18 protein-coding genes are annotated in these 20,257 nt (G+C 35.6%); 4 read left to right on the forward strand and 14 right to left on the reverse strand.

The genetic code is table 11. From position 1 onward, the window contains the following. Positions 1 to 184 precede the first annotated feature (184 nt). Positions 185 to 1,138: a TRM11 family SAM-dependent methyltransferase gene (locus tag ACQKN4_RS17455; protein WP_427484319.1), complete on the forward strand. Its 954-nt coding sequence runs from the start codon at positions 185 to 187 to the stop codon at positions 1,136 to 1,138. A 610-nt stretch (positions 1,139 to 1,748) separates the two neighbouring features. Here the strand turns inward: ACQKN4_RS17455 and ACQKN4_RS17460 are convergent. The 12 genes from ACQKN4_RS17460 to ACQKN4_RS17515 form a co-directional block, all read right to left on the reverse strand. Then, a complete protein-coding gene (locus ACQKN4_RS17460) occupies positions 1,749 to 2,909 on the reverse strand; it encodes a cytochrome P450 (protein WP_427484320.1) in 1,161 nt (386 codons plus the stop codon). A gap of 1,506 nt (positions 2,910 to 4,415) precedes the next feature. Next, entirely contained in the window at positions 4,416 to 4,577 is a 162-nt protein-coding gene (locus ACQKN4_RS17465) for a hypothetical protein (RefSeq protein ID WP_427484321.1), read from the reverse strand. 249 nt (positions 4,578 to 4,826) lie between these two features. Further along, the gene (locus ACQKN4_RS17470; protein ID WP_079560895.1) at positions 4,827 to 5,213 is read right to left on the reverse strand and encodes an SET domain-containing protein; all 387 of its coding nucleotides are present in this window, start codon (positions 5,211 to 5,213) and stop codon (positions 4,827 to 4,829) included. An 82-nt stretch (positions 5,214 to 5,295) separates the two neighbouring features. Next, positions 5,296 to 5,505, reverse strand: a complete 210-nt coding sequence (locus ACQKN4_RS17475) for a hypothetical protein (RefSeq protein WP_197143105.1) — start codon at positions 5,503 to 5,505, stop codon at positions 5,296 to 5,298. Positions 5,506 to 6,111: 606 nt separating this feature from the next. Continuing rightward, the gene (locus tag ACQKN4_RS17480; protein ID WP_079560893.1) at positions 6,112 to 6,429 is read right to left on the reverse strand and encodes a thioredoxin family protein; all 318 of its coding nucleotides are present in this window, start codon (positions 6,427 to 6,429) and stop codon (positions 6,112 to 6,114) included. 289 nt (positions 6,430 to 6,718) lie between these two features. Continuing rightward, positions 6,719 to 7,735 carry an aminoglycoside phosphotransferase family protein gene (locus ACQKN4_RS17485; RefSeq protein ID WP_427484322.1) on the reverse strand — a complete coding sequence of 339 codons (1,017 nt, stop codon included), beginning with the start codon at positions 7,733 to 7,735 and terminating at the stop codon, positions 6,719 to 6,721. Further along, positions 7,732 to 8,841, reverse strand: coding sequence for a ribosome small subunit-dependent GTPase A (rsgA, locus tag ACQKN4_RS17490; protein WP_427484323.1), 1,110 nt, complete (start codon positions 8,839 to 8,841; stop codon positions 7,732 to 7,734). Before rsgA ends, ACQKN4_RS17485 begins: the two co-directional genes overlap by 4 nt. 491 nt (positions 8,842 to 9,332) lie before the next feature. Beyond that, positions 9,333 to 10,172 (reverse strand): CPBP family intramembrane glutamic endopeptidase, encoded by an 840-nt coding sequence (locus tag ACQKN4_RS17495; protein WP_427484324.1) that lies wholly within the window; start codon positions 10,170 to 10,172, stop codon positions 9,333 to 9,335. A 136-nt stretch (positions 10,173 to 10,308) separates the two neighbouring features. After that, entirely contained in the window at positions 10,309 to 10,908 is a 600-nt protein-coding gene (locus ACQKN4_RS17500; RefSeq protein ID WP_427484325.1) for an NDxxF motif lipoprotein, read from the reverse strand. Positions 10,909 to 11,187: 279 nt separating this feature from the next. Then, complete coding sequence (locus ACQKN4_RS17505) at positions 11,188 to 11,982, reverse strand: MerR family transcriptional regulator (protein ID WP_427484345.1); 795 nt, start codon at positions 11,980 to 11,982, stop codon at positions 11,188 to 11,190. Positions 11,983 to 12,132: 150 nt separating this feature from the next. Next, positions 12,133 to 12,876, reverse strand: a complete 744-nt coding sequence (locus ACQKN4_RS17510) for a GNAT family N-acetyltransferase (RefSeq protein ID WP_427484326.1) — start codon at positions 12,874 to 12,876, stop codon at positions 12,133 to 12,135. Positions 12,877 to 13,111: 235 nt separating this feature from the next. Then, positions 13,112 to 14,017, reverse strand: a complete 906-nt coding sequence (locus ACQKN4_RS17515) for a LysR family transcriptional regulator (protein ID WP_427484327.1) — start codon at positions 14,015 to 14,017, stop codon at positions 13,112 to 13,114. Positions 14,018 to 14,150: 133 nt separating this feature from the next. On the opposite strand from ACQKN4_RS17515, the gene ACQKN4_RS17520 reads away from it, so the two are divergent. Together ACQKN4_RS17520 and ACQKN4_RS17525 are read left to right on the forward strand one after the other, a co-directional pair. Further along, positions 14,151 to 15,164, forward strand: a complete 1,014-nt coding sequence (locus tag ACQKN4_RS17520) for an alpha/beta fold hydrolase (protein WP_427484328.1) — start codon at positions 14,151 to 14,153, stop codon at positions 15,162 to 15,164. A 392-nt stretch (positions 15,165 to 15,556) separates the two neighbouring features. Beyond that, entirely contained in the window at positions 15,557 to 16,759 is a 1,203-nt protein-coding gene (locus ACQKN4_RS17525; RefSeq protein WP_427484329.1) for a macrolide family glycosyltransferase, read from the forward strand. A gap of 160 nt (positions 16,760 to 16,919) precedes the next feature. Here ACQKN4_RS17525 and ACQKN4_RS17530 read toward each other — a convergent pair whose 3' ends face one another. Beyond that, a complete protein-coding gene (locus ACQKN4_RS17530) occupies positions 16,920 to 17,369 on the reverse strand; it encodes a VOC family protein (protein ID WP_427484330.1) in 450 nt (149 codons plus the stop codon). A 115-nt stretch (positions 17,370 to 17,484) separates the two neighbouring features. Here ACQKN4_RS17530 and ACQKN4_RS17535 point away from each other — a divergent pair, with 115 nt between their 5' ends. Next, entirely contained in the window at positions 17,485 to 18,420 is a 936-nt protein-coding gene (locus tag ACQKN4_RS17535; protein ID WP_079560884.1) for a helix-turn-helix transcriptional regulator, read from the forward strand. Positions 18,421 to 18,576: 156 nt separating this feature from the next. Here ACQKN4_RS17535 and ACQKN4_RS17540 read toward each other — a convergent pair whose 3' ends face one another. After that, positions 18,577 to 20,238 carry a M28 family peptidase gene (locus ACQKN4_RS17540; protein ID WP_427484331.1) on the reverse strand — a complete coding sequence of 554 codons (1,662 nt, stop codon included), beginning with the start codon at positions 20,236 to 20,238 and terminating at the stop codon, positions 18,577 to 18,579. Between the last annotated feature and the right edge of the window lie 19 nt (positions 20,239 to 20,257).

A 20,257-nucleotide genomic window follows, 5' to 3' on the forward strand; every position in this document is an offset into this window, starting at 1 on the left:
TTCTTACAAATTATTTCCACTATTCTCTCTAATTAATTATGCCTCGTCATAATTGCGAATCAATATTGATATTGAGTGGCTTGATAGAGACACCTATGATACGATTACCAAATAACAACTTCATTTGTTTTTTATGAACATTAGTGAAATCAAGTGAACAACAACTTAAAAGGATGATAATCAATTGAGTAACGAACAAAATAACAGTAAATTTATATACACATATGTACATCATGTTGATGAATACGATCTGTGCAGAATGGAGATGCGTTCATTTTTTAATCTTGATTCCCAATCAAACTATATAATAAGCCCTATTAAAATTGATCCAAGCCGTAGCCCATTTATGCAGGACAGACTTGAAGTACTATTTGAAGATAACAGTATAGAAAACATCAAGACATTGGTGAAGGATTTAAAAGTAAAGGAAGCAACTTATAAAGTTGTTTGTTTAAATAGTATGGATATAGGTGAAGAGAAGAAAATTCATCTGCCAGAGCGTCGATTAATAGAACGCGAAGTAGGATTATGCATCGATGGCGAACCAGAACTAAATGAGCCTGAAGTAGTATTTGGTCTTATTTTAATAGATGGAAGATGGTATTTTGGAAAGCATATGAAGAGTGAATCCATTTGGCATAATCATTTACACAAGCCACACAGTTATTCAACGGCACTTAGTACTAGAGTAGCTCGTACTGTTGCAAATATCGCAGTTCCTCAGCCTCAAAATATTCGTGCGATTGATCCTTGTTGTGGTATAGGGACAGTAGTAATTGAAGCCCTTTCTATGGGAATTAATATTGAAGGGCGAGATATTAATTACAATGTTTGTCAAGGCTCCAGAAAAAACATTACTTATTTTGGGTTAACAGGCAACATTACATTAGGTCCAATCTCCGAGGTTAAGGAACATTATGATGTCGCGATAATTGATTTACCTTATAACTTATTTACGCATATTTCAACCGAGGATCAATTTAATATTCTACAACATGCTCGACGCATTGCCGATAAAGTAGTTGTCGTTACAATTGAAACAATTGATGACTTGATAGAAGACGCAGGTTTTGTTATATCTGATCGCTGTGTTGCTAAAAAACAATCGTTTTTACGTCAAATTTTATTATGTGAGTAAAAACCATTATATCTGCTAGCTTGGAAATAATATGCCCATTAGCTTCCAATCATCTCTAACAATAAAACAGCTACATAAAGCAGACAACTATCTAGATTTCTGTTTTCCGCCTGTCGAATTAGTTATATTCTTGTGAATCTGCGTGTTATAATTAATATTGAAGATGTATATAAAATATATAAGACGCATCGCTTCAAAGGCGATTTGCAAATTGATCAAGTAAACCGACTCACATGCTTGGGAGGCAAGGGCGGTTTACTTTTTTTGTGTAAAAGTAAACGACAATGCAATTACTGAAACTATAAGCGATGAAAAACTTATAGCAAACACATTCCTCACTCCAAAATTGAAATGAGAGTTACTCGATATCGATATTATCATGCGCTTTTGAAACTGTTCCCTCATTCATTTTAATTACAGTGTTTCATCGAATAACTAAAATATATTACTCCCCCAAAGATTATCCATATACTTTGTCAAAGCCATTTTTATATACAAATAGACCGAGCATAGAAGATGAATGCCCGGTCTGACTACATGCTTCATATAAGTGATTGTAAATAATACTATCACTACTTTTAATAAAATAACCATTCAGTGTATAAGAGAATTAATTAAATGAAACAGGTAATACATCTATACAACGTACAGTAGCCGTATTGCGTCGCTTAGGTTCCGATACCAGTTCTAAACGTCTATGCGATTCGAGTAAACATACTATTAATTGTTGAATTGCTAGTTTACCAAACAAAGTCCCTACACAAGAATGCGGACCCCAACCGAAACCAAGATTTGGTTTTGCAGAACGATTAAGAATAATTCTATCTGGGTCGGGATATACTTCAGGATCTCTATTAGCAGCAGCAAGTAAAGTTAAAACGATCTCACCAGGCTTAATGATAGTATCCCCAATTTTAGTTTCCTCAACTGCAAAACGACTTGTTCCAGTTGCTGGTCCATCATATCTAATTAATTCATCAACTCCAGAGTCAAGTAACTCTTGATTTTTAAATTGATCAAGAATATCTGGGTGTTCTAACAGTACAAGTAGAGCATTACCAAAAGATGCATATAACGTACCAAAGCTTGCAGTAAACATTGTGCCTGTAGTATTACGCACATAATGTTCTGGTACATTAGCTTTCTGACTATTTTTTCTTATATAAGATAAAATTCCAGGCTGTTCTTCTGCTGCCAGCCATCCTTCAACAAATTCGTTGAGTTTTTTTCTTGCTGAATTACCGAGTTCCGCATTCTCTGGTACTAATCCGGAGTCCATCTGATAAGCAATAGCATCAGATATTTCTACAATAGATTCTAAGTCTGGTTCTTCTATGCCTAGCAAAATACACGTTAAACTTAATGAAAGCGGAGCTGAAACTTCTTTCATAAAATCAAATTCTTTATTAGACGCTTGTTTTTTGTAAATATCCTCAATTAAATCATGAACTCTGCGTCTAATACTTTCAATATCCTGAGAATTAAAAGCTTTTATCATTAGATTACGTAACGGCATATTCGCGGGCGGATCTAAAGTTTGAAGGTTATTTTTTATATCAGGAATTTCAACACCAATACGTCGCAAATCCCTAGCAAACAATTCGTGATTACGAAGAACTTCTCTACAATCTTCATATCTGGTTAGAACCCAAGATTTCATACCTTCATGCCAGAAAACCGGGGAATTTTCACGAAGTTGATGGTAGATCGGATATGGGTTATTTAATGTTTCCGGATCCAAGGGATTATACTGTAATTCAGTTTTTGTCATAGCGGTTCCTCCTACATCTTTTTATGGTAATATCAGTAAATTTTTTTGTAATGTAAGTGTAACTTATACATACAAAAAATGGAAGCGTATTTTCTGAATTAATATTATTTTAAGAATTATTAAATATCGTGTTTAAAAATTTGTAAATATCATTTTCGTAATTATATACTTCTTCAAATTGGGTATTTTTAAATCTAGCATATAGAGGACGAATAACAGTTGAATTTTTTAATTAAAAATGAATCGTAATCTTTAAAGCTCTAAAAGCATTTATCATATTATCACCTGTTTTAACATTATAAAAAGACAGGGAATAGCCCTGTCTTTTTGTAATCATAATTGTTAGCATGTACAACCGTAATAATTAATAAGTTGAATTACATTTTTCTTTACTAAGTATTAATAATTCCATTGCATATAAATTACCTCCTTTCAATGTATTTTTAATCTGCTTTTAATAATTCCATTGCATATAAATCACCCTCCTTTCAGTGTATTTTTTAGGCTACTTTTAATAATTCCATTGCATATAAATCACCTCCTTTCAGTGTATTTTTTAGGCTTCCTTTAGGTTTGTTATTTAATAATCCTATATTCAAGATGTGATTTATCAGCTGTTACTTCACCTTTGGCTAAAAGCATCAAGTAAGAATATTTACACAAAAAACCTATTTATCACATCGTTTGTTTAAAGGATTGGAAACTTAAATTTCGAAAAGGTACAATTAAAAAGTTTAAAAGAAGTAATTCACAATCTAACATCCTATTAATTCTTTATTTTCTATAATATTACATATTATACACTCATCTTGAAACTCCTTCTATTTTTGGAAATTTTTTTATTTTTTAAATCTTTAATTGATATAGAGGTTTAAAGACAAATTAGATTGTAGTATTGCATAGCAGGACGGAATAAATTAAAAACTTATTAATGGTTTGCGAATTTGAAATTGCAGAAAGATTGATTTTATCTTCATTTCATCATTAAATATTTCATAAAATTACCAAAGCTAATACTGACAGGATTTGAAAACAAAGGATTAAGGCAAAATTAAAAGGCATGAGTCCGATACATATCGAACCCATACCCTAAACGCTGCCTAATGAAATAACCGTACCTAACTTTTAGGGGTCACTTCATTCTCATAAAAAAGCATGCTTTTTGTTATTTTTCTATTCAATTTAAACCCTCTGGCATGTAATATTAGGGATTACTGTTTCTCCATGTAATAATTTTTATTAGGGATTATATGACTGAAGATCAAAAAGCAATGATTGCAATGGTAAAACACGAAGATTACGAGAGAAAAGATGAGCTATTAGCAATTCTTATGAACTCTTTAATAAAGTTTGATAAAAATGTGACTCTGCTAATAAACCAAACTACCATCAAGAACCCATTCCCATGAGGAAAAATGCTGAAGAGTTAGAACCTGTCTTATCAAATTCTCAGATTTGTAAGTTATAAGAAAGCCATTTTGAGGACTTCCTCTCCTTCAACTTCATTCATTGCCCATTGGTTAAATATACTCCAACATTCCCCTTTTGAACCGGCACATAATTGATTAAAGGTTTTGGAGTAAGGACGACACCTGCAGTATGAGTTGACTTATTACGGACCAATCCTTCTAACCAGCAACATGAGAAGAAAAGTAAATGACAAGGCAATTACTGAAACTATAAGTGTGGAGTAACTTATAGCAACCATAATTGCTTCAAAAATAGTCATTGGTATCAACTCTCCTTACTCTTCAATAGTTTGAAGAAAATAGGTGGAAATTTGGATTACCAATCGCCCAAAAATCTCTTTCTAGTTACCCTCTTATTAAAGTATAACTCCTTACCTGACTGGCTAATAAACTCAATAACTTCAAAATAAAAGCGTCAATCCTTCTCGGATTAACGCCCTGATTTATTTTAATCTTCTTTTTCCTGATCAAACCACAGTAGCTCTTTATCATCAACGTCGCCATTATAATTGATTAAAATTTCATCTCCGGCTTTAATGTCCGTATAAGCAAAGAAGTCAAAAGTTTGGTTTTTAAAATTAATCTCATAAGTTGCATTAGGTTCATAAGAATGGTTAAACAACATACCGTACCCAAGCAAGATAGCAGTTCGGCCGATCCCGTACTCAAATGCGTAATCAGCGAGTAATGTTTGCTCAATGTATTCATGTTGTTCATTTGGGTATGAAATGACAGGGGCTTCGTGCAAAAGCTGTCCTTTTTTGATATCACACGTTGCAAATACCCCTCTATTGAATTCTCCATCACTTAATGGAGATGTTTTGATCTCTATCATGTTTGTTCTCCTACTCACTTTTAAAATATTCTTTGCAGCTATAAACATTAGCTAGTTCATTTAAACACTTCGTTTATATTGATTAGCGTGATTCTTTTGGCGGTTGGCAAACGTCACATTTACGTTGATGTTTATTTTTAAACTTTGTAAATGTTTTTTCAAACTTGCTACCACACGCACATTTTAATAATAACTTTTGAGAAAAACCGTGATATTCAGTCGTTAGCAACTTACTTTCCGAATTAGTCTCAACAAATTCTTTAATTTTTTCAATCGTCCATTTTTTATTCAATCTTTTACACCTCTATATTTTATCTCTATGCGGAGGCTCTCATGGCATCCGTTCAGTTATAAGGAACGTCTTAATTACCTTAAGTTACTCATTATAACACGAGCTGGTATATAATCAAAACTGATTAAAAAAATCATATTTGACTAACAAACATTTATGTATATCCCCCTGTTTTTTTACGGTACTTTTAATGATACAAGCGCCATCTTCCCGGAATTCGAAAAGACTTCATACACGCTATTGGAATACACATTTACTCCACCATTATTCCTTTTGGAAGTTTATAACATATATACTACCACTCATTTTAATTAAAATTATTATGGTATTCCTGATTATGTGAAACCTATTTTTGTTTATGAATATATAATATTTTTCGGAGTATATTGATTACATCCATCTACTATACTGCCACGTTTTCGATTATATTTTCTACGATAATGTTCGTTGCAATTAGTTTCTCATTATATTTAGAAATCAAGTCAAACAAGCAAGAAGAGTAATCTATTTTGCTTGTCTGGCTTGATGATTATTATCGTAAAACATTCACCACGTTAATTTTTATTTTTAGATGTTCATCCAAAAGTTGTACTGCTGTTTAACAAATCATACTCCAATCATTTGCTTTAGTTGTTCAAATGGCACATATCCAATAATTGGTTCACGTAATTTATTATGAATAATCAATCGAGAATGAGGAATTCCCATTACCTTATATTCTGCTGCAATATCTGGGCTTTTTTCAACATTCACCCGTATAATTTTCACCTTACCACTGAATTTTTCATTCAGTTCTTTAAGCACCCCTTTGAACATTTTACATGGGCCACACCACTCAGCCCAAAAATTTATTAACACGATCTTTTTAGTTTTTAAGTGTTCTCTTAATTCTTCCTTTGTTGTTACTTGAACAATTGACATCATTCGTTTCCTCCTTTGTGAAAATAAAAATCTTGAAGTTATAATATGCTTATTATTATGATTAGACCCTACTCTTTCCCTTTAACACACAATAAAGCCCTTTAATAGGATCAATGTCCACGTCCCGTAAGTTCTACCCCTGGCTACTGATAGATTAAATCTAAATAAAAAAAGTTCAACCAGAAAAATCTGATTGAACTATATAATACGAATACCTCCGTAAATTGAATTACATCTCAATTCACAGACTTTCATCCAGTTGTATACATCTAATACACAATAGTTATATTTTCTACATATTTCTCATCTCATAGATTTTTTGCAAAGTACTAAGGTGCATTGATTTATCTTCGGGAGACGTAGCGAATTTATACCACTCCACAAGCCTGTACCCGAACATAACAAGGATTAGTTCATAGATACAATGATCGGATACATTGGACATATCCGCATATTCCGAAAAACCTCTGTAATATGCTGGAATGCATTTTTGGTAGTATTCAATCATATGACTGACGTCCGCTTCATCAGTTATTAAACTCGCGATATCCTCACCCATGTGCCCCCATCCGGCGGTATCCCAATCGATAAGTACAATTTTACTGTCCGAATAGAATATGTTTGCCACCCAAAAATCTCTGTGGCAAAGCACTATTGGTAGCTTTTCAATTCGACTGAATATTTCGTCCGCATTGTTATCTATGTCTATGAGCATTTTACATAGATGCTTCGGGATTTCACAGTCATCTGAGCGTATATAATCATACAAAACATTCCATGACCGATAATGCAGATAGTAGTTCTTCGTATACTCAACCTTGCTTAAATTGGGCAAATTATGCAATACGTTTGGTCGTTCAGTATACAACCTGCCTTGAAATCTCCCCAATTCTTCGGCTATACGTTCATACATTTCCACGGTTAGATCTAAGCCTGACACACCATCAATATATTCCATCCACAGTTGAATCTCATCGCCATTTATTTCGGTGTGATAACACTCCGGCCAACGGAACGAATCGAAGAAAACCTTTTTGAAATCCGATGCATAGAGGTCGTATTCCCTACGCCATGAATCCGGATCACTATAACGCTCAAATTTTTTCTGTGTTTTCCAAATCATCTTATACGGCAGACTTTCACCTTCAGAAGTTTCAGCTATACCTGTTACAAGGCGAACAACCCCTATTGTCCCACCTTGCAACTCTTTAAGTTGATAATCTGCGCGGATTATCGTCTTGCCTAGCATTTTACTCAAAACAAGCGCCAGTATTTCGGGCTTTACAACCTGTTCATCACATTTGTTCATTTCTTGTATCCTCCCTTTTTCCCCTTTTGTCGCATGGCAATAGACTTTTGCCACGCCCGTTTATTGATGAGATACCTCGATTTATCATCTACAAACCTGTTTTCCCGCATCTGTACAAGGTAACGCTCCCATTGCTCTGTTGCCAATGATCCATCAGCAAGGGCAGCAAGAACAGCGCAGCCCGGCTCCGTCTGATGGCGGCAGTCATTAAAACGACACTGTTTGAATAATTCCTCCACATCGTTAAATCCTGCACTGATCCCGTCGTCCGCACCGAACAGCCCAAGTTCACGCATACCAGGCGTATCAATAACCATCGCACCGGACGGAAGCATAAAAAGCTGACGATGCGCTGTTGTGTGCCGGCCCCGACTGTCTGCCTCTCGGATAGCCTTGACAGTCATCACTTCCTGATTCATTAAGGCGTTTAGTAACGAGGATTTTCCCACACCGGACATGCCGAGTAATACAACGGTTTTTCCTGGTCGCAAATATTCACTCAACTCGTCTAAACCACTCCCAGTATGGCTGGAAACTGCGTGTACTGGGACATCAGGAGCGGCTTTTTGAACTTCAGCTAACAGTACGCTGAAATCCGGCACAAGGTCAGCTTTTGTTAAGATTACGACTGGCTGGCTGCTGCTCTGTCGTGCTTGTGTCAGATAGCGCATGATGCGGCTGACTTTGAAATCCCAGTTTAGGGATGACACGATAAATACGTAATCAAAATTCGTTGCTACGACTTGCTCCAGTATAGTTTTGACATACCCTGCTGCATGTCCCGAATAGTCAGCGCGGGAAAATTTCGAGCGGCGAGGCAGCAAATTGGCAATGCGTGAAGCACCATTTTCGTTGAATTGCAGAAATACAAAATCGCCAACGCATGGAAAATCCTCCCGAGTCACCGCAGTATGGTAGAAAGTGCCCTTCAATACAGCCGTCACTTCTCCTTGTTCAGTGATGACGGTATATTGGTCTCGCTGTAGTTCCGTAACCCTTCCAGGTATTAAACCTATCGGCGATGTTTCGACTGCGATATAGCCGTATTGTTTCAAATCAATCAATGAACCGCCCCTCTCCAAAAAATTAAAATTGTTTTTGGGCATAAAAATACCGCGAACAAGCAGCCTCCTAAGAAGCTGCTGTTTCGCGGAGAATAGCCAGAAGTCGACTATAATTAAAAAGGAATACGACTTTCATCGTATCCCGCTAACAGCAGTATTCACGAAAGGTTACTGTTTACGGCATAGCAAAAAAACACGGGTGATATTCCCGCTTGCTCTTATGCCAAGCTATAATAAAAGATTGGCATTCACTATGCTCGATATTCGGTTAAGTTAAAACCACCAATATGATATAAGTTGTCATTAATAACATCCCCTTTCATAGGAAAAAATTGGAATATAATTCACTTCTACAGTGTGCCATAACCCTTTACTAGAAATCAACAGAAAATTTTGATTTTATAGAATTTTGTCGGTCAGCTACCTCCCCAACTCAATGCCACAACTACCGCATATAACATGCGAAAAGCCACCTTCGTTCTCGATTTGAAGGTGGCCACTCGTGCCGAAGTTACTCGGGAATCCCACCGCTATTAGTCACCTTGTCCCTTTAGGGGTTGGAGTCTAAAGTTTGTCTCTTTCTGTCCATACAGTACATTCTTTGGATTAATAATGATGAAAAAAACCGCTACAACAAAATATAAAATGGCGTTATACATGATTAAATCTAGTAAGTTTCCGTTTATTAGCCCTATAAAAAAATTAAATAATTGATGGATTATGATTGGGATGACTAGATTCTTATTTAAGTTATAAAATGCTGTCATGACGATTTTTATGGAAATGAGTGCGATCATAAAAAATAGAATATATTTGATTAAATCTAGTCCCATAAGCCCTGATGTAAACCATATTGGTAGATGCCACATCCCCCACCAAAACCCTATAATAATTGAAGCCATTAAAGGGGTATGCCTCTTTTGAAGCTCAATTTGAGCAAAACCTCTCCATCCAAGTTCTTCTCCTAGTGGCCCTGCAAAAAGGTTTCTAAAAAAGAAATAAATCAGCATCCACGAAGATGAGATAGTAATAATAGAGTCTACTTCACTATTTTTCGATACGAGAAACAATATGATCAAAAATATCAATGCTTGAATCATAACCACGGTTAGAATCACAGAAAATTTAAGTTTACTGTTAAATTTATCTTTTACAAATCGAATTATACTCTGTCCAGGATAGATTTTTTTGAATAATAGTACAAAAGCAAACGTTGAGGACCAAGCTGATACACAGAGCATGACATCAAAAATCCATTTAGGGAGTTCCATCATGCTGATGACTCCTACAATACAAAAAAGTGGCAAAAAAATGATATTGGTTAGTAGAATAAAACTGGCTACTGGTTTTTTTAGTTTCTTTTCTTTATTCATGCATATTCCCCGCTTCAAACTAGAATATCTTTAGCTTAAACCTAGGGGTTGCTCACAGGTCAATACTTTTACCACCAAATAATTCGACGAAAAAAATACCCTTCAAAAACAATGAAGGGTAAAAAATATATTCTTTCTATTCATCAAAATATGTAGTTTTTATATTTTTCTCGTCTAAAAACTTTTCAATTTTTAATTGCTGCCTTCCATTCGCTTTAGAAAAATGCTCTGAAGCAAAATCTGATATCTCTGTCAAACTACCATTTTCAACCGCTCCAACAATTTCCTCTTCAAATTGAGTTAAAGTTTCCCTGATGGATGAAACAAATTCGTAAATTGTCTTTGAAGGTTCTTTATAATCTTCAGGGATCGTATTATTACTTAAAAAATCATTGAAATTCGCATCATTCTTTTTTCCTTCATCCATTAATTTTTTTAATTTTTCCCGATCTGATTCATTCGCAACCTCATATTTATAAACGATTGTTTGCATTTCTTTATCGATTACATGACTATAATCCATATACTTTTTTATACTTGCTTTCATTTCATCTTCACTAATAGTTTCATTCTTTTTAGTAGAAACAAATAGATCGTCTGGAATTTTAACAGGTACATTGCTAGCGGTATTTTCCTTACTTTCTTTATTGCTTTCTTTAGGCATTGTATCGTGTGAACAAGCATACATGACCACAATTGTGAATGCCATTACTACATATAAAGTAAATCTTTTCATTAAAATCTCCTTTTCAATTCATTAAATATTTCTAGTATTGTAAAGCTATTATTGCCAGCACCCTTATTCGAACATCTCGAATCGTCTATAAATGAATTAATCTAAAAAAGCCTTGCTTCGCTTCATAGTGTACTAGTTGAATAGCACACTATGACTGTCAAGTTTTCAAGTATTAAATTCAAAAAAAAGGAAGAACCCCTAAATAAATGGCTCTTCCTACTTGAAATTAAGTTGAATAACGTTCGCCTCTTTAGCAAATGGGCGGAAATACAATAAGGATCACTTGATCGGTGCATAAATCTCTAAAAACACCCGTTCCAATCCATCTTCATAAGTAGTCAGTAATAGATTTATATAAACTTGCCCCAATAGTTCATACCCTTCTTCTATTGCAAACTTTCTTAAATTCGCTTCCACGTGTTGATCAATATTTTTCCCACCAGTTGACCATCTTCCATCTTCAATAATTGTATAAATACATGTTGGATGAGATAGAATTTTGCCTTCAATTTCTTCATCTAGGCCTTCCACTTTTCGTACAATTATAAACTTATCTTCTAAAATACCTTCTTCGTTGAATTGGATGACTCTTCTTAAAGATGTAAGTGTAACTGCTTTTTTTAAGCTGTCTGCATTCTTTTTTAAAGCGTCATATTCTTCATACGCAGTAAAATGTTCAATCTCTCCCTTTAGTGCTAAAGGTTTCATTTCCTTAACTATGTATTCTCCTAAAAATTGTTTGATTTTCTTACAATCTTCTTTTACTATTTGAATCTTTTTCAATAGCAGTTTTTTATATTCTATTTCCAGTAAAACCTCTTGTTCTTTTTCTTCTAATAATGACTGAATTCCATCGATACTCTTACTCTTTCTTAATTCCTGGATTTTTTTAATTTCAATATCAATTTCTCGATAGAAATTTACTGTTGTAATGTCATAAATATCAAAATGACTATATTTTCTATACCCATTCTCAATATTTTGCTTTGGCTTTACTAAATCCTTTTCCTCATAAAATTTCAAGGTATCTCTAGATACACCTAAAAAATTAGCTACTTGCCCAATTGTGTACATTTTCCCATCCTTTAACATTCTATATACGTTATGACCTAAAACATACGATACTACAACTTCTATAATCAATAAACCTATTTTTCCCATCACAGAAAAAATAGGTTTAACTATCAACTGGTCTACTCCAAGGAAATTCCTGTAGATTCTATCCTACTGCGACTTTCCGACAGTACAATCAGGAGAAATGACATCCCACTTTCCAAACAGCGTCAAACCAGCGGCTTTAGCTAGAAACGTTGAAGCCTCGTTATCTAGCTGGCATCTGTACTGTGTTTCGTAACCCTGCTCAAAGGCGTACTTACTAATTGAACGCACTACTTTGCGAGCATGACCTTTTCCTCTAAAAGATCTCAAAGTCAGTACGCCGAGGTCTGCAATTTGCGCTCCTTCTTTCCAAGGATACATGCTGGCAGCACAAACTAATCGGTCATGCTCAAAAGAACCGTACACGGCCCAATGATTCAACTCCACATAAGCATCATCCAAGTCTTGTTCCGACGCGGAGGACTCGAACTCAGAGAATACTGCATCATCTTGCTCTGTTAATTGGCGCAATGTGCCTTCCAAACTTTCTTGCTGCAAAACGTTCTTTTCGGCCACTGAAAAATAAAAAATATAATCTGCACCATGTAGCATGACTCCCGCTTCCACTAATTTCCTATGGAAGACATGACCAGTCAGTTTTTGTTCTTTAGAAAGGGCTAATTTATCAGCCATTTCAGGCGTCAAGACTGCCCAAAACTGGCCGTCAGTCGTTTCCAGCGTCATGAGCCGACTGTCTTCGCTTAGATCAGGGTTGATTGTAATCGTAAAGTTTTCATCATTATAGATAATGTCTCCGTATAAAAATTGCGACTTCCAATAGTCAGTTATCGTCTGTGAAAATAAAGGCATACTTATCCCCCCTCTATAATTTTAATTATATACAAAAATACCATATTCCCCCTACACCTTTCTAATCTTTTTGGTTTTCTCCCCTCCCTTTCATAGTGCCTTCACATGCCCACTTCCGAAAAAAGGCCGATTCAGTGTTTTAAATGAACCTCTGAATTCGACCTTTCCCACTTCTATCCGATTTATCTATGGTGGCAGAGAAATAAATCGTTTACACCCGTACATTAGGGATATTTCATTTGCTATTATCTAGACTCATTTTTAATACGTTTCTTGCCAATTCGATAAAGGCTCTTATCGATGGTGACATCCATTTTTCTTGATGCCACAGCATTTGAGTAGCAAATCGTATTTCCGATAAATCCCAAGGTAAAGCAATCAGTTCTCCCCGCTCCACCTCTCCCTTTATAGCCATTTCCGGTAGTAAGGCAATGCCAAGCCCAACCATAGCGCATTGTTTAATGGCCTCTGCACTATTAAACTCTAGTTCAGTTAAGCTGTCGGCACCCTTTCTCAGTAACGTTCGATAGAAGAAAGTCCGATAAGAGCAACCTTTTTCACTTAATAAAATTTGCTCTCTATTAAAATCTTCAATGCTTAATGTAGACCGTGTAGCTAATGGATGGTCGGGTGAAACTACCATAAGAAATGGTTCGTCCATTAAAAGCTCTGTATGAAGATCTGTAGATTTGACAGGTTCATCCAGCATAAAGACCACATCAACATTACCTTCTCTCAGACTCTGTTTCAAATTATCACTAGACAAGGGTCTAAATAAAAGACGAACGTGCGGATATCGTTCACGAAAAAGCCGGAGCAAAGCGGGTAAGCGATATGTACAGAGCACTTCGTCTGCACCGATTATCACCGTACCAGTTATTTCTCCGCTCTGACTTGAGACATACCGAGCTTCCTCAACATCATTTAAAATTTTGTTAGCATAGGGCAACAACTGGTGCCCCGCATCTGTTAATACAACACTCTTGCCCAAGCGATCCAATAGTTTTACACCCAATTCTTCCTCTAAAGCCTTGATTTGCATGGTTACAGTAGACGGAACATAGTTCAAAACTTCGGCAGTGCGGCTAAAACTGCATGTGGAAGCAAGCGTCCAAAATGTTTTAAGCTGGCGGATTTCCATTGACAACACCTCTTAAGTTCAAAAAAATTGAATGTTACAATCAAAAACGTTTCGTTGATTTGATCGTAGCAGTGTCGTAGAGTAAAAATCAAGCTTCAACACCAAATCTTGTATAACAAAGGAGATTCGACTCATGAAAGATTACGAAATTTATTCACTGGGAGATGTCATACTGCGATCGGGTCAAAAGCTACCTCAAGCCTTTCTTGCCTATAAAACCTACGGAACTTTAAATTCTGCAAAGTCCAATGTAATTGTCTATCCTACTTGGTTTGCTGGCCAACACACCGATAATGAGTGGCTTATTGGTCCCGGTAAAGCACTCGACCCTGACAAATATTTTATTATTGTGCCTAATATGCTTGGAAATGGTCTATCTTCCTCCCCAAGCAATACTCCAGCCCCTTTTGACAGAGCGAATTTTCCGCTCATAACGATTTATGACAATGTCCGACTACAACATCAGCTCGTAACCGAGAAATTTGGTATTTCAAAAATTGCTCTAGTCGTTGGCTGGTCACTGGGGGCGCTGCAAACCTTTCAATGGGGAACAAGTTATCCTGAGATGGTCGACCGTATTGCACCGTTTGGCGGAACAGCAAAAACGAGACCACATGCTCAAGTTGTTTTTGAGGGACTTATCGCAGCATTGCAAGTGGACTCCAATTGGAAGGAAGGCTTCTATGATAGTCAGCCTGTAGCAGGACTTGCCGCGATGGGACGCGCCTATGCTCCTTGGGGGTTTTCTCAGGCTTATTATTTAGAGCAACTCTATCAGGCAGAGGGATACTCGACATTAAAAGCATATTTGGAAGACTATTGGGATCAAGTATTCCTTTCTTTTGATGCCAACGATTTGATCGCTATGCTCCGTACAGGAATCACCGGAGATATTAGCGCTAACACCGAAGACAACAGAAATTTTGAACAGGCATTAAACAAGATCACTGCTCATGCTCTTGTTATGCCAGGATCGACTGATCTGTTCTTCCCTCCTGAGGATAATGAATATGAAGTGAAACATATGCCTAATGCTATTTATCAGCGAATCGAATCCAAATGGGGACATTGCTTTGGAATCGGACAAAACGAACAAGATTCCCTTGTGATAGACAACTATCTGAATCAATTTTTGCAGTTGGGATGAGTAACTTTACGTATTCTAGTAACAGAGAAGTAGATAACGCCCTCCATAATTTGTTCGCTTACCATAATAAAGTGAAACTTTAAACAGTGCGGGATTTACTTCTTCCCCCACTAATTATTAGTCTTCACCAATTGGGCTTTTACTGGCAGTTCATCTTCCACCTATCTTCTTTGCTTTCGCCAAATTGTAAGGTAGGAATCTTGTACCTGACGCTTCGTCTTCGGTACAAATAAAATACTGCCTTTAATGCATAGGCTAATCATCTAAAAAGATACACGATCAAACTTGCTAAAAGAACTCACTGTGTTTTACCATGGTTAAGCAATGATAAGGGACAGCATCTCTTACTCTTACACCATCTTGAATATACCTTTACCTAAGGAGTGGTAAAATTGGCACGAGTTTTATTTATTAACGCTGGATCAGAAGGACATATCAATCCAACGATTGGCGTTGTGCAGGAGCTCATTTCGCGGGGAGAAGAGGTCGTGTTCTTTACGATAGAAGCTTTTCGAGAGCGTATTGAGAAGACAGGAGCGACTGTGCGCACTTTTGATGGGCAAAAATTTATTAAAGCCTTTATCTCAGGCGGAAGAAATCATTTGCTCGAAAGGGTCAATGGACTGTTACTCACTGCAGATATCGTCATCCCTAGCGTACTTGAACAGATTAAAGGAGAACATTTTGATTACATCATCCATGATTCTATGTTTGGCTGTGGACATTTACTTGCTAGAATCCTGAAGCTGCCGGCAATCAATTCATGTACATCTTTTGCAGAGACCAAACTATCATTCGATCAAACAATAGAACATCTTTCACAAAATGTCCCGACTGAAGTTTTAACAAGAATAAATGCTGATTTTCTAAACCTGACAACTAATATCAAAGAAACATATGGTGTTGAAATCAGTTCACCTTATGAAGTTTTTTGTAATCCTGCACCGCTTACAATCGTTTATACAACTAGAGAATTTCAACTTACTGGAGAAGCTTTTGACCAAACATATAAATTTGTAGGCCCATCTATTTCTTCACGATTATCGCATGAAGACTTCGACCTTACTGCATTCGAAAGAAAAAGCCCTATCTACATTTCACTCGGTACTGTTTTAAATCAAGCCATTGATTTCTATAAGCTTTGTTTGAAGGCATTCGGGAATACTGAGCATACCGTTGTCATGTCGATTGGGGAACAAACCCCACTTGATGCATTAGGAGAAATCCCTGAAAACTTCATAGTGAAAAATTATGTTCCACAAACCGAATTGCTACAATACACTAAATTATTTATTACACATGGCGGCATGAATAGCACCAATGAAGCTCTCTATAACGGGGTTCCGCTAATTGTGATCCCACTAAGTGCGGATCAGCCGATCATCGCTAAGCAAGTGACTAACATCGGAGCAGGTATTCAATTACAAATGGAAAGTTTGACAGCTAATCAACTAAATGAAGCTGCCAATCATGTGTTAAACACCCCTTCCATCCATAAAGCTGTTGCAAACATTAAAGAATGCTTCCAACAATCAGGTGGGTATCACAAAGCTGTTGATGAGATTTTCAAGTTTAAAATTCAATATGATATTTAATAATTGCCATTATCGGTGGCTTTTTTTATAGCGCGGCCTCTTCAATTCCAATGAAATATTAGAAAAGGATCGATTTAAGCTAGATAAAAAGCTGGGTAAACTTCCCCAGCTTTTTGCACGTCTTTTACTAATCGAGCAACGACGAACCAAATACTATTTGTTACTGTAATCGATTATCATACATTAATTGTATTTGGATACCAAACGGGTCTTCAAGTATACCGTATGCTTTACTAAAAACATTACTCGTTAGCGGAACAATGATTCTCACTCTCCCATCTGTCGTCAAACTCTTGTAAAAATGTTCGATTTCTTCTAAGTCCGCACTTTGAATACACAATGAAGTGTTGTTTCCCACTACATATTTTTCTGATCCATCCATTGTATCTTCTGCCAACATGACCTTTGTTTTTCCGATTGTTAAAACGGAATGAGTAATATAATCTTTATTCTCTTCAGTAAGCTGCAGCGAGCTGTCACGTTTAGCCATATCTTCATAAGTAACAAGTAACAATTCCTCTGCGTTAAAATGCTTTTTGTAAAAATCGACCGCTTCTTTAGCTCTTCCGTTCATCGATAAAAAAATAGCTACTTCTAGTGTTGTACTCATAGTATCAATCTCCTATATAAAATAATTTTAGGTAAATATCTTTTCAATTGATATTACCTTGACCTTATTTTAAGATGTAAAGGTATCAAAACATGACACCTTTAAGGGGGTTCCCATGAAGAAATCAGAAAGATTAAATGACATGATTAGATACTTGAACAGTCGGGAGTACTTTAATTTAAGTGATCTAATGGCTAAATACAATATTTCCAAAAGTACAGCTCTGCGTGATATTAGTTCATTAGAACAATTGGGTATGCCCATTTTTGCAGAGCATGGCAGGCATGGACGTTATGGGATCTTAAAAAATAGATTGTTATCCCCTATTATTTTTACAATTGATGAAATATATGCTCTGTACTTCGCCATGCTGACGTTAGAATCTTATCAATCTACCCCATTCCATTTAAGTGTTCATAAACTGAATGAAAAGTTTGAAAACTGTCTATCAAACAATCAAATACAACAAATTCACAAAATGAAAAAAGTTCTGCAATTTGAAGTAAATCAGCATACTAATGTTAGCCATTTTTTAGATAAAATTTTAAAAAGCATTCTTAATGAAAGTAGCTGTAAAATACAATATTTAAAAAATAACGAGCAAAAAAGTTACAACGTTCAATTTTTCAAAATTTCCGCTAAGTTTGGTCAATGGTATGCTACTGGAATAGAGTTCGATACGCATAAATATAGAGTTTTCAGATGCGATAAAATAACCTTCATAGAAGAAGAACTTAATTCTCAATTTTCTTTTGATGAGCTTATTTGTCGGTCACTAGAAATTTATCAATCTGAGAAGAGCATTGACTTTGAGGTAGAAATTTTAGCACAAGCAAAGGATATTTTTTATAAAGAACATTATCCTTCTATGAAAATAGAAATTGGTGATAAAACAGTTGTGAAGGGCTTTTATAATCCCGGCGAAGAGGAATTTATCGCTAACTATTTTATGAGGTACGGTCATAGTGTTAAATCAGTGAAGCCTGAATCATTAAAACAAATCATTCAGGATAAAGTAGAAAGCCTCTTTAGTCACTATCAAAAATTATAATTCAATATGTAGATTTAAAAATGTAATTTGTATGTTGTATAGCTCAGTATCTACTTTACTTTATCATTCATTTTTCCTGAATTAATCATTTTGCTCACACTAAGAAAAAGAGAAAAACGAATTCGCTTTTCTCCTCTTTTTTATTAAAAAACCTTTCTATTCATCATCATCAATTGCCATTAACCAATTCACAATTGCTACTATTGGGAATGTAATGATTGCCGTTAAAATAGCTATTATAGGTGCGATACTAATTGTTAGTGCAACATATATCAGATACATAATTGGCGCAAGTAATAGAATACATGGAACTGTCCAGCCTGCAACTGCTACATAATGATACAAAGCCTTCGCCCACTTCACTTTTAATATGATCGGTAAAATCAACAGCAAACTAATGATCCCTGGAATCGTAAATGCGTAACTAATACCTTTGTACGTAAAACTTGTGATCACAGCTAATACAATCCATAAAACTTGCGTACTCATTGCAAAATTCGTAGAACCATATTTTTTTGAAATCCACTTCGCAAAAAAGAAACAAAACACAATAGCGAGTAGGACCATCAACGTAAGAATCGTCGAATCATAAGTACCAAACATAATCAGGTTATCTTCAAGTATTTCTCCGTAAAATACACTTGTTGAAAGACGAATTAGAAAGAAATAGAAGATGAAAATAGTAACTAGACTACCCATCATCGCTAATAAACTAAAAACAAATCCCTTAATCTGTGTCACTCGCTTTTTAAAGCTCAAAAAGAATGTTGCTGCTGTTAAGACAAGTAAAACAATCATCAATGGCATGACTAATTTTTCGGAATACACGACTAATGTTTTTTTCATTAATGGGAAGTAAATTGCATTACTATCACTTTCCTCTAAAGCTTGAAACTCTTTTGCATCCATCATCATATACTTTTTCACTAAAGGAAAAGCATAGCTACCAAAGTGACGAAGTGTTGCCGCATCAATATTTTCCACACGATCTATCTCTGCATGATATGCCTGTACTCCATCCATATTTGCAAAATTATAGCCTGATTTTTTTGTCACTTTTAATTCCGTAAAATCTGTATCGTTCGGCATCTTTTTATACATTTCAGAAGCAAATGAGTAAGCAACGGGGTATGGTACGATTTCTTTATACAATTGCACTAAATTTAAATTATTTGAACTCGTTTCAAACATAATCGGTACTCCCGTATTGCCTCTTGCTTCGAAGTTTACCATAACGCTTACTTTATCTAATACATCCCCACGATCTTTAAAAGCACTCGCCCCAAGTAAACCTTGCTCCTCACCGTCTGTTAGAACAAAATAAATTGTATTTTTAGGTGCCGGCATTTGTTTTAATGCTCTGGCTGTTTCCATAATTGTAACTACACCATAACCATCATCTGACGCTCCAGGAGTTTCAGTTTCAGAATCATAATGAGCTGTTAATAAAACTGCATTATCATCACCGGATGTCCCTTGGATCTTTGCAATAATATTTTCAACATGTTCAGCACCTATTTCTGCAGCTTTCTTTTCATCTCTAATATCCTTCACTGGCTTCGTTTGAATTTCAACAGGAATATCGAGATTTTGAAAGTGTTTGACAATATAATCCCTTACCCTTTTATTCGCAGGAGATCCTATTGGATGTGGTTCCTTTGCTACTTCTTTTAAATACTCAAGCGCTTGTTCCGATGAAAAATCCTTTTCTGTTTTCCCCATTTCTTCTTGAGAAGGACTTAAAAATTGACTAAAACTTATAAAGAGCGTTAACAATCCTAGTAATATCGCAAAAATAAACAATTTTCTTTTTTTCATCTATTCTCTCCTTCTTAAA

Source organism: Lysinibacillus sp. NPDC093692 (assembly GCF_050280125.1).
GTDB lineage: Bacteria > Bacillota > Bacilli > Bacillales_A > Planococcaceae > Lysinibacillus.

Coding starts and splice junctions, on each gene's coding strand:
- ACQKN4_RS17510 (WP_427484326.1), bottom strand. CDS start 12,876: ATGCCTTTATTTTCACAGACGATAACTGACTATTGGAAGTCGCAATTT.
- ACQKN4_RS17515 (WP_427484327.1), bottom strand. CDS start 14,017: ATGGAAATCCGCCAGCTTAAAACATTTTGGACGCTTGCTTCCACATGC.
- ACQKN4_RS17495 (WP_427484324.1), bottom strand. CDS start 10,172: ATGAATAAAGAAAAGAAACTAAAAAAACCAGTAGCCAGTTTTATTCTA.
- ACQKN4_RS17530 (WP_427484330.1), bottom strand. CDS start 17,369: ATGAGTACAACACTAGAAGTAGCTATTTTTTTATCGATGAACGGAAGA.
- ACQKN4_RS17535 (WP_079560884.1), top strand. CDS start 17,485: ATGAAGAAATCAGAAAGATTAAATGACATGATTAGATACTTGAACAGT.
- rsgA (WP_427484323.1), bottom strand. CDS start 8,841: ATGCCCAAAAACAATTTTAATTTTTTGGAGAGGGGCGGTTCATTGATT.
- ACQKN4_RS17470 (WP_079560895.1), bottom strand. CDS start 5,213: ATGATAGAGATCAAAACATCTCCATTAAGTGATGGAGAATTCAATAGA.
- ACQKN4_RS17520 (WP_427484328.1), top strand. CDS start 14,151: ATGAAAGATTACGAAATTTATTCACTGGGAGATGTCATACTGCGATCG.
- ACQKN4_RS17500 (WP_427484325.1), bottom strand. CDS start 10,908: ATGAAAAGATTTACTTTATATGTAGTAATGGCATTCACAATTGTGGTC.
- ACQKN4_RS17505 (WP_427484345.1), bottom strand. CDS start 11,982: ATGTACACAATTGGGCAAGTAGCTAATTTTTTAGGTGTATCTAGAGAT.
- ACQKN4_RS17460 (WP_427484320.1), bottom strand. CDS start 2,909: ATGACAAAAACTGAATTACAGTATAATCCCTTGGATCCGGAAACATTA.
- ACQKN4_RS17540 (WP_427484331.1), bottom strand. CDS start 20,238: ATGAAAAAAAGAAAATTGTTTATTTTTGCGATATTACTAGGATTGTTA.
- ACQKN4_RS17480 (WP_079560893.1), bottom strand. CDS start 6,429: ATGATGTCAATTGTTCAAGTAACAACAAAGGAAGAATTAAGAGAACAC.
- ACQKN4_RS17485 (WP_427484322.1), bottom strand. CDS start 7,735: ATGAACAAATGTGATGAACAGGTTGTAAAGCCCGAAATACTGGCGCTT.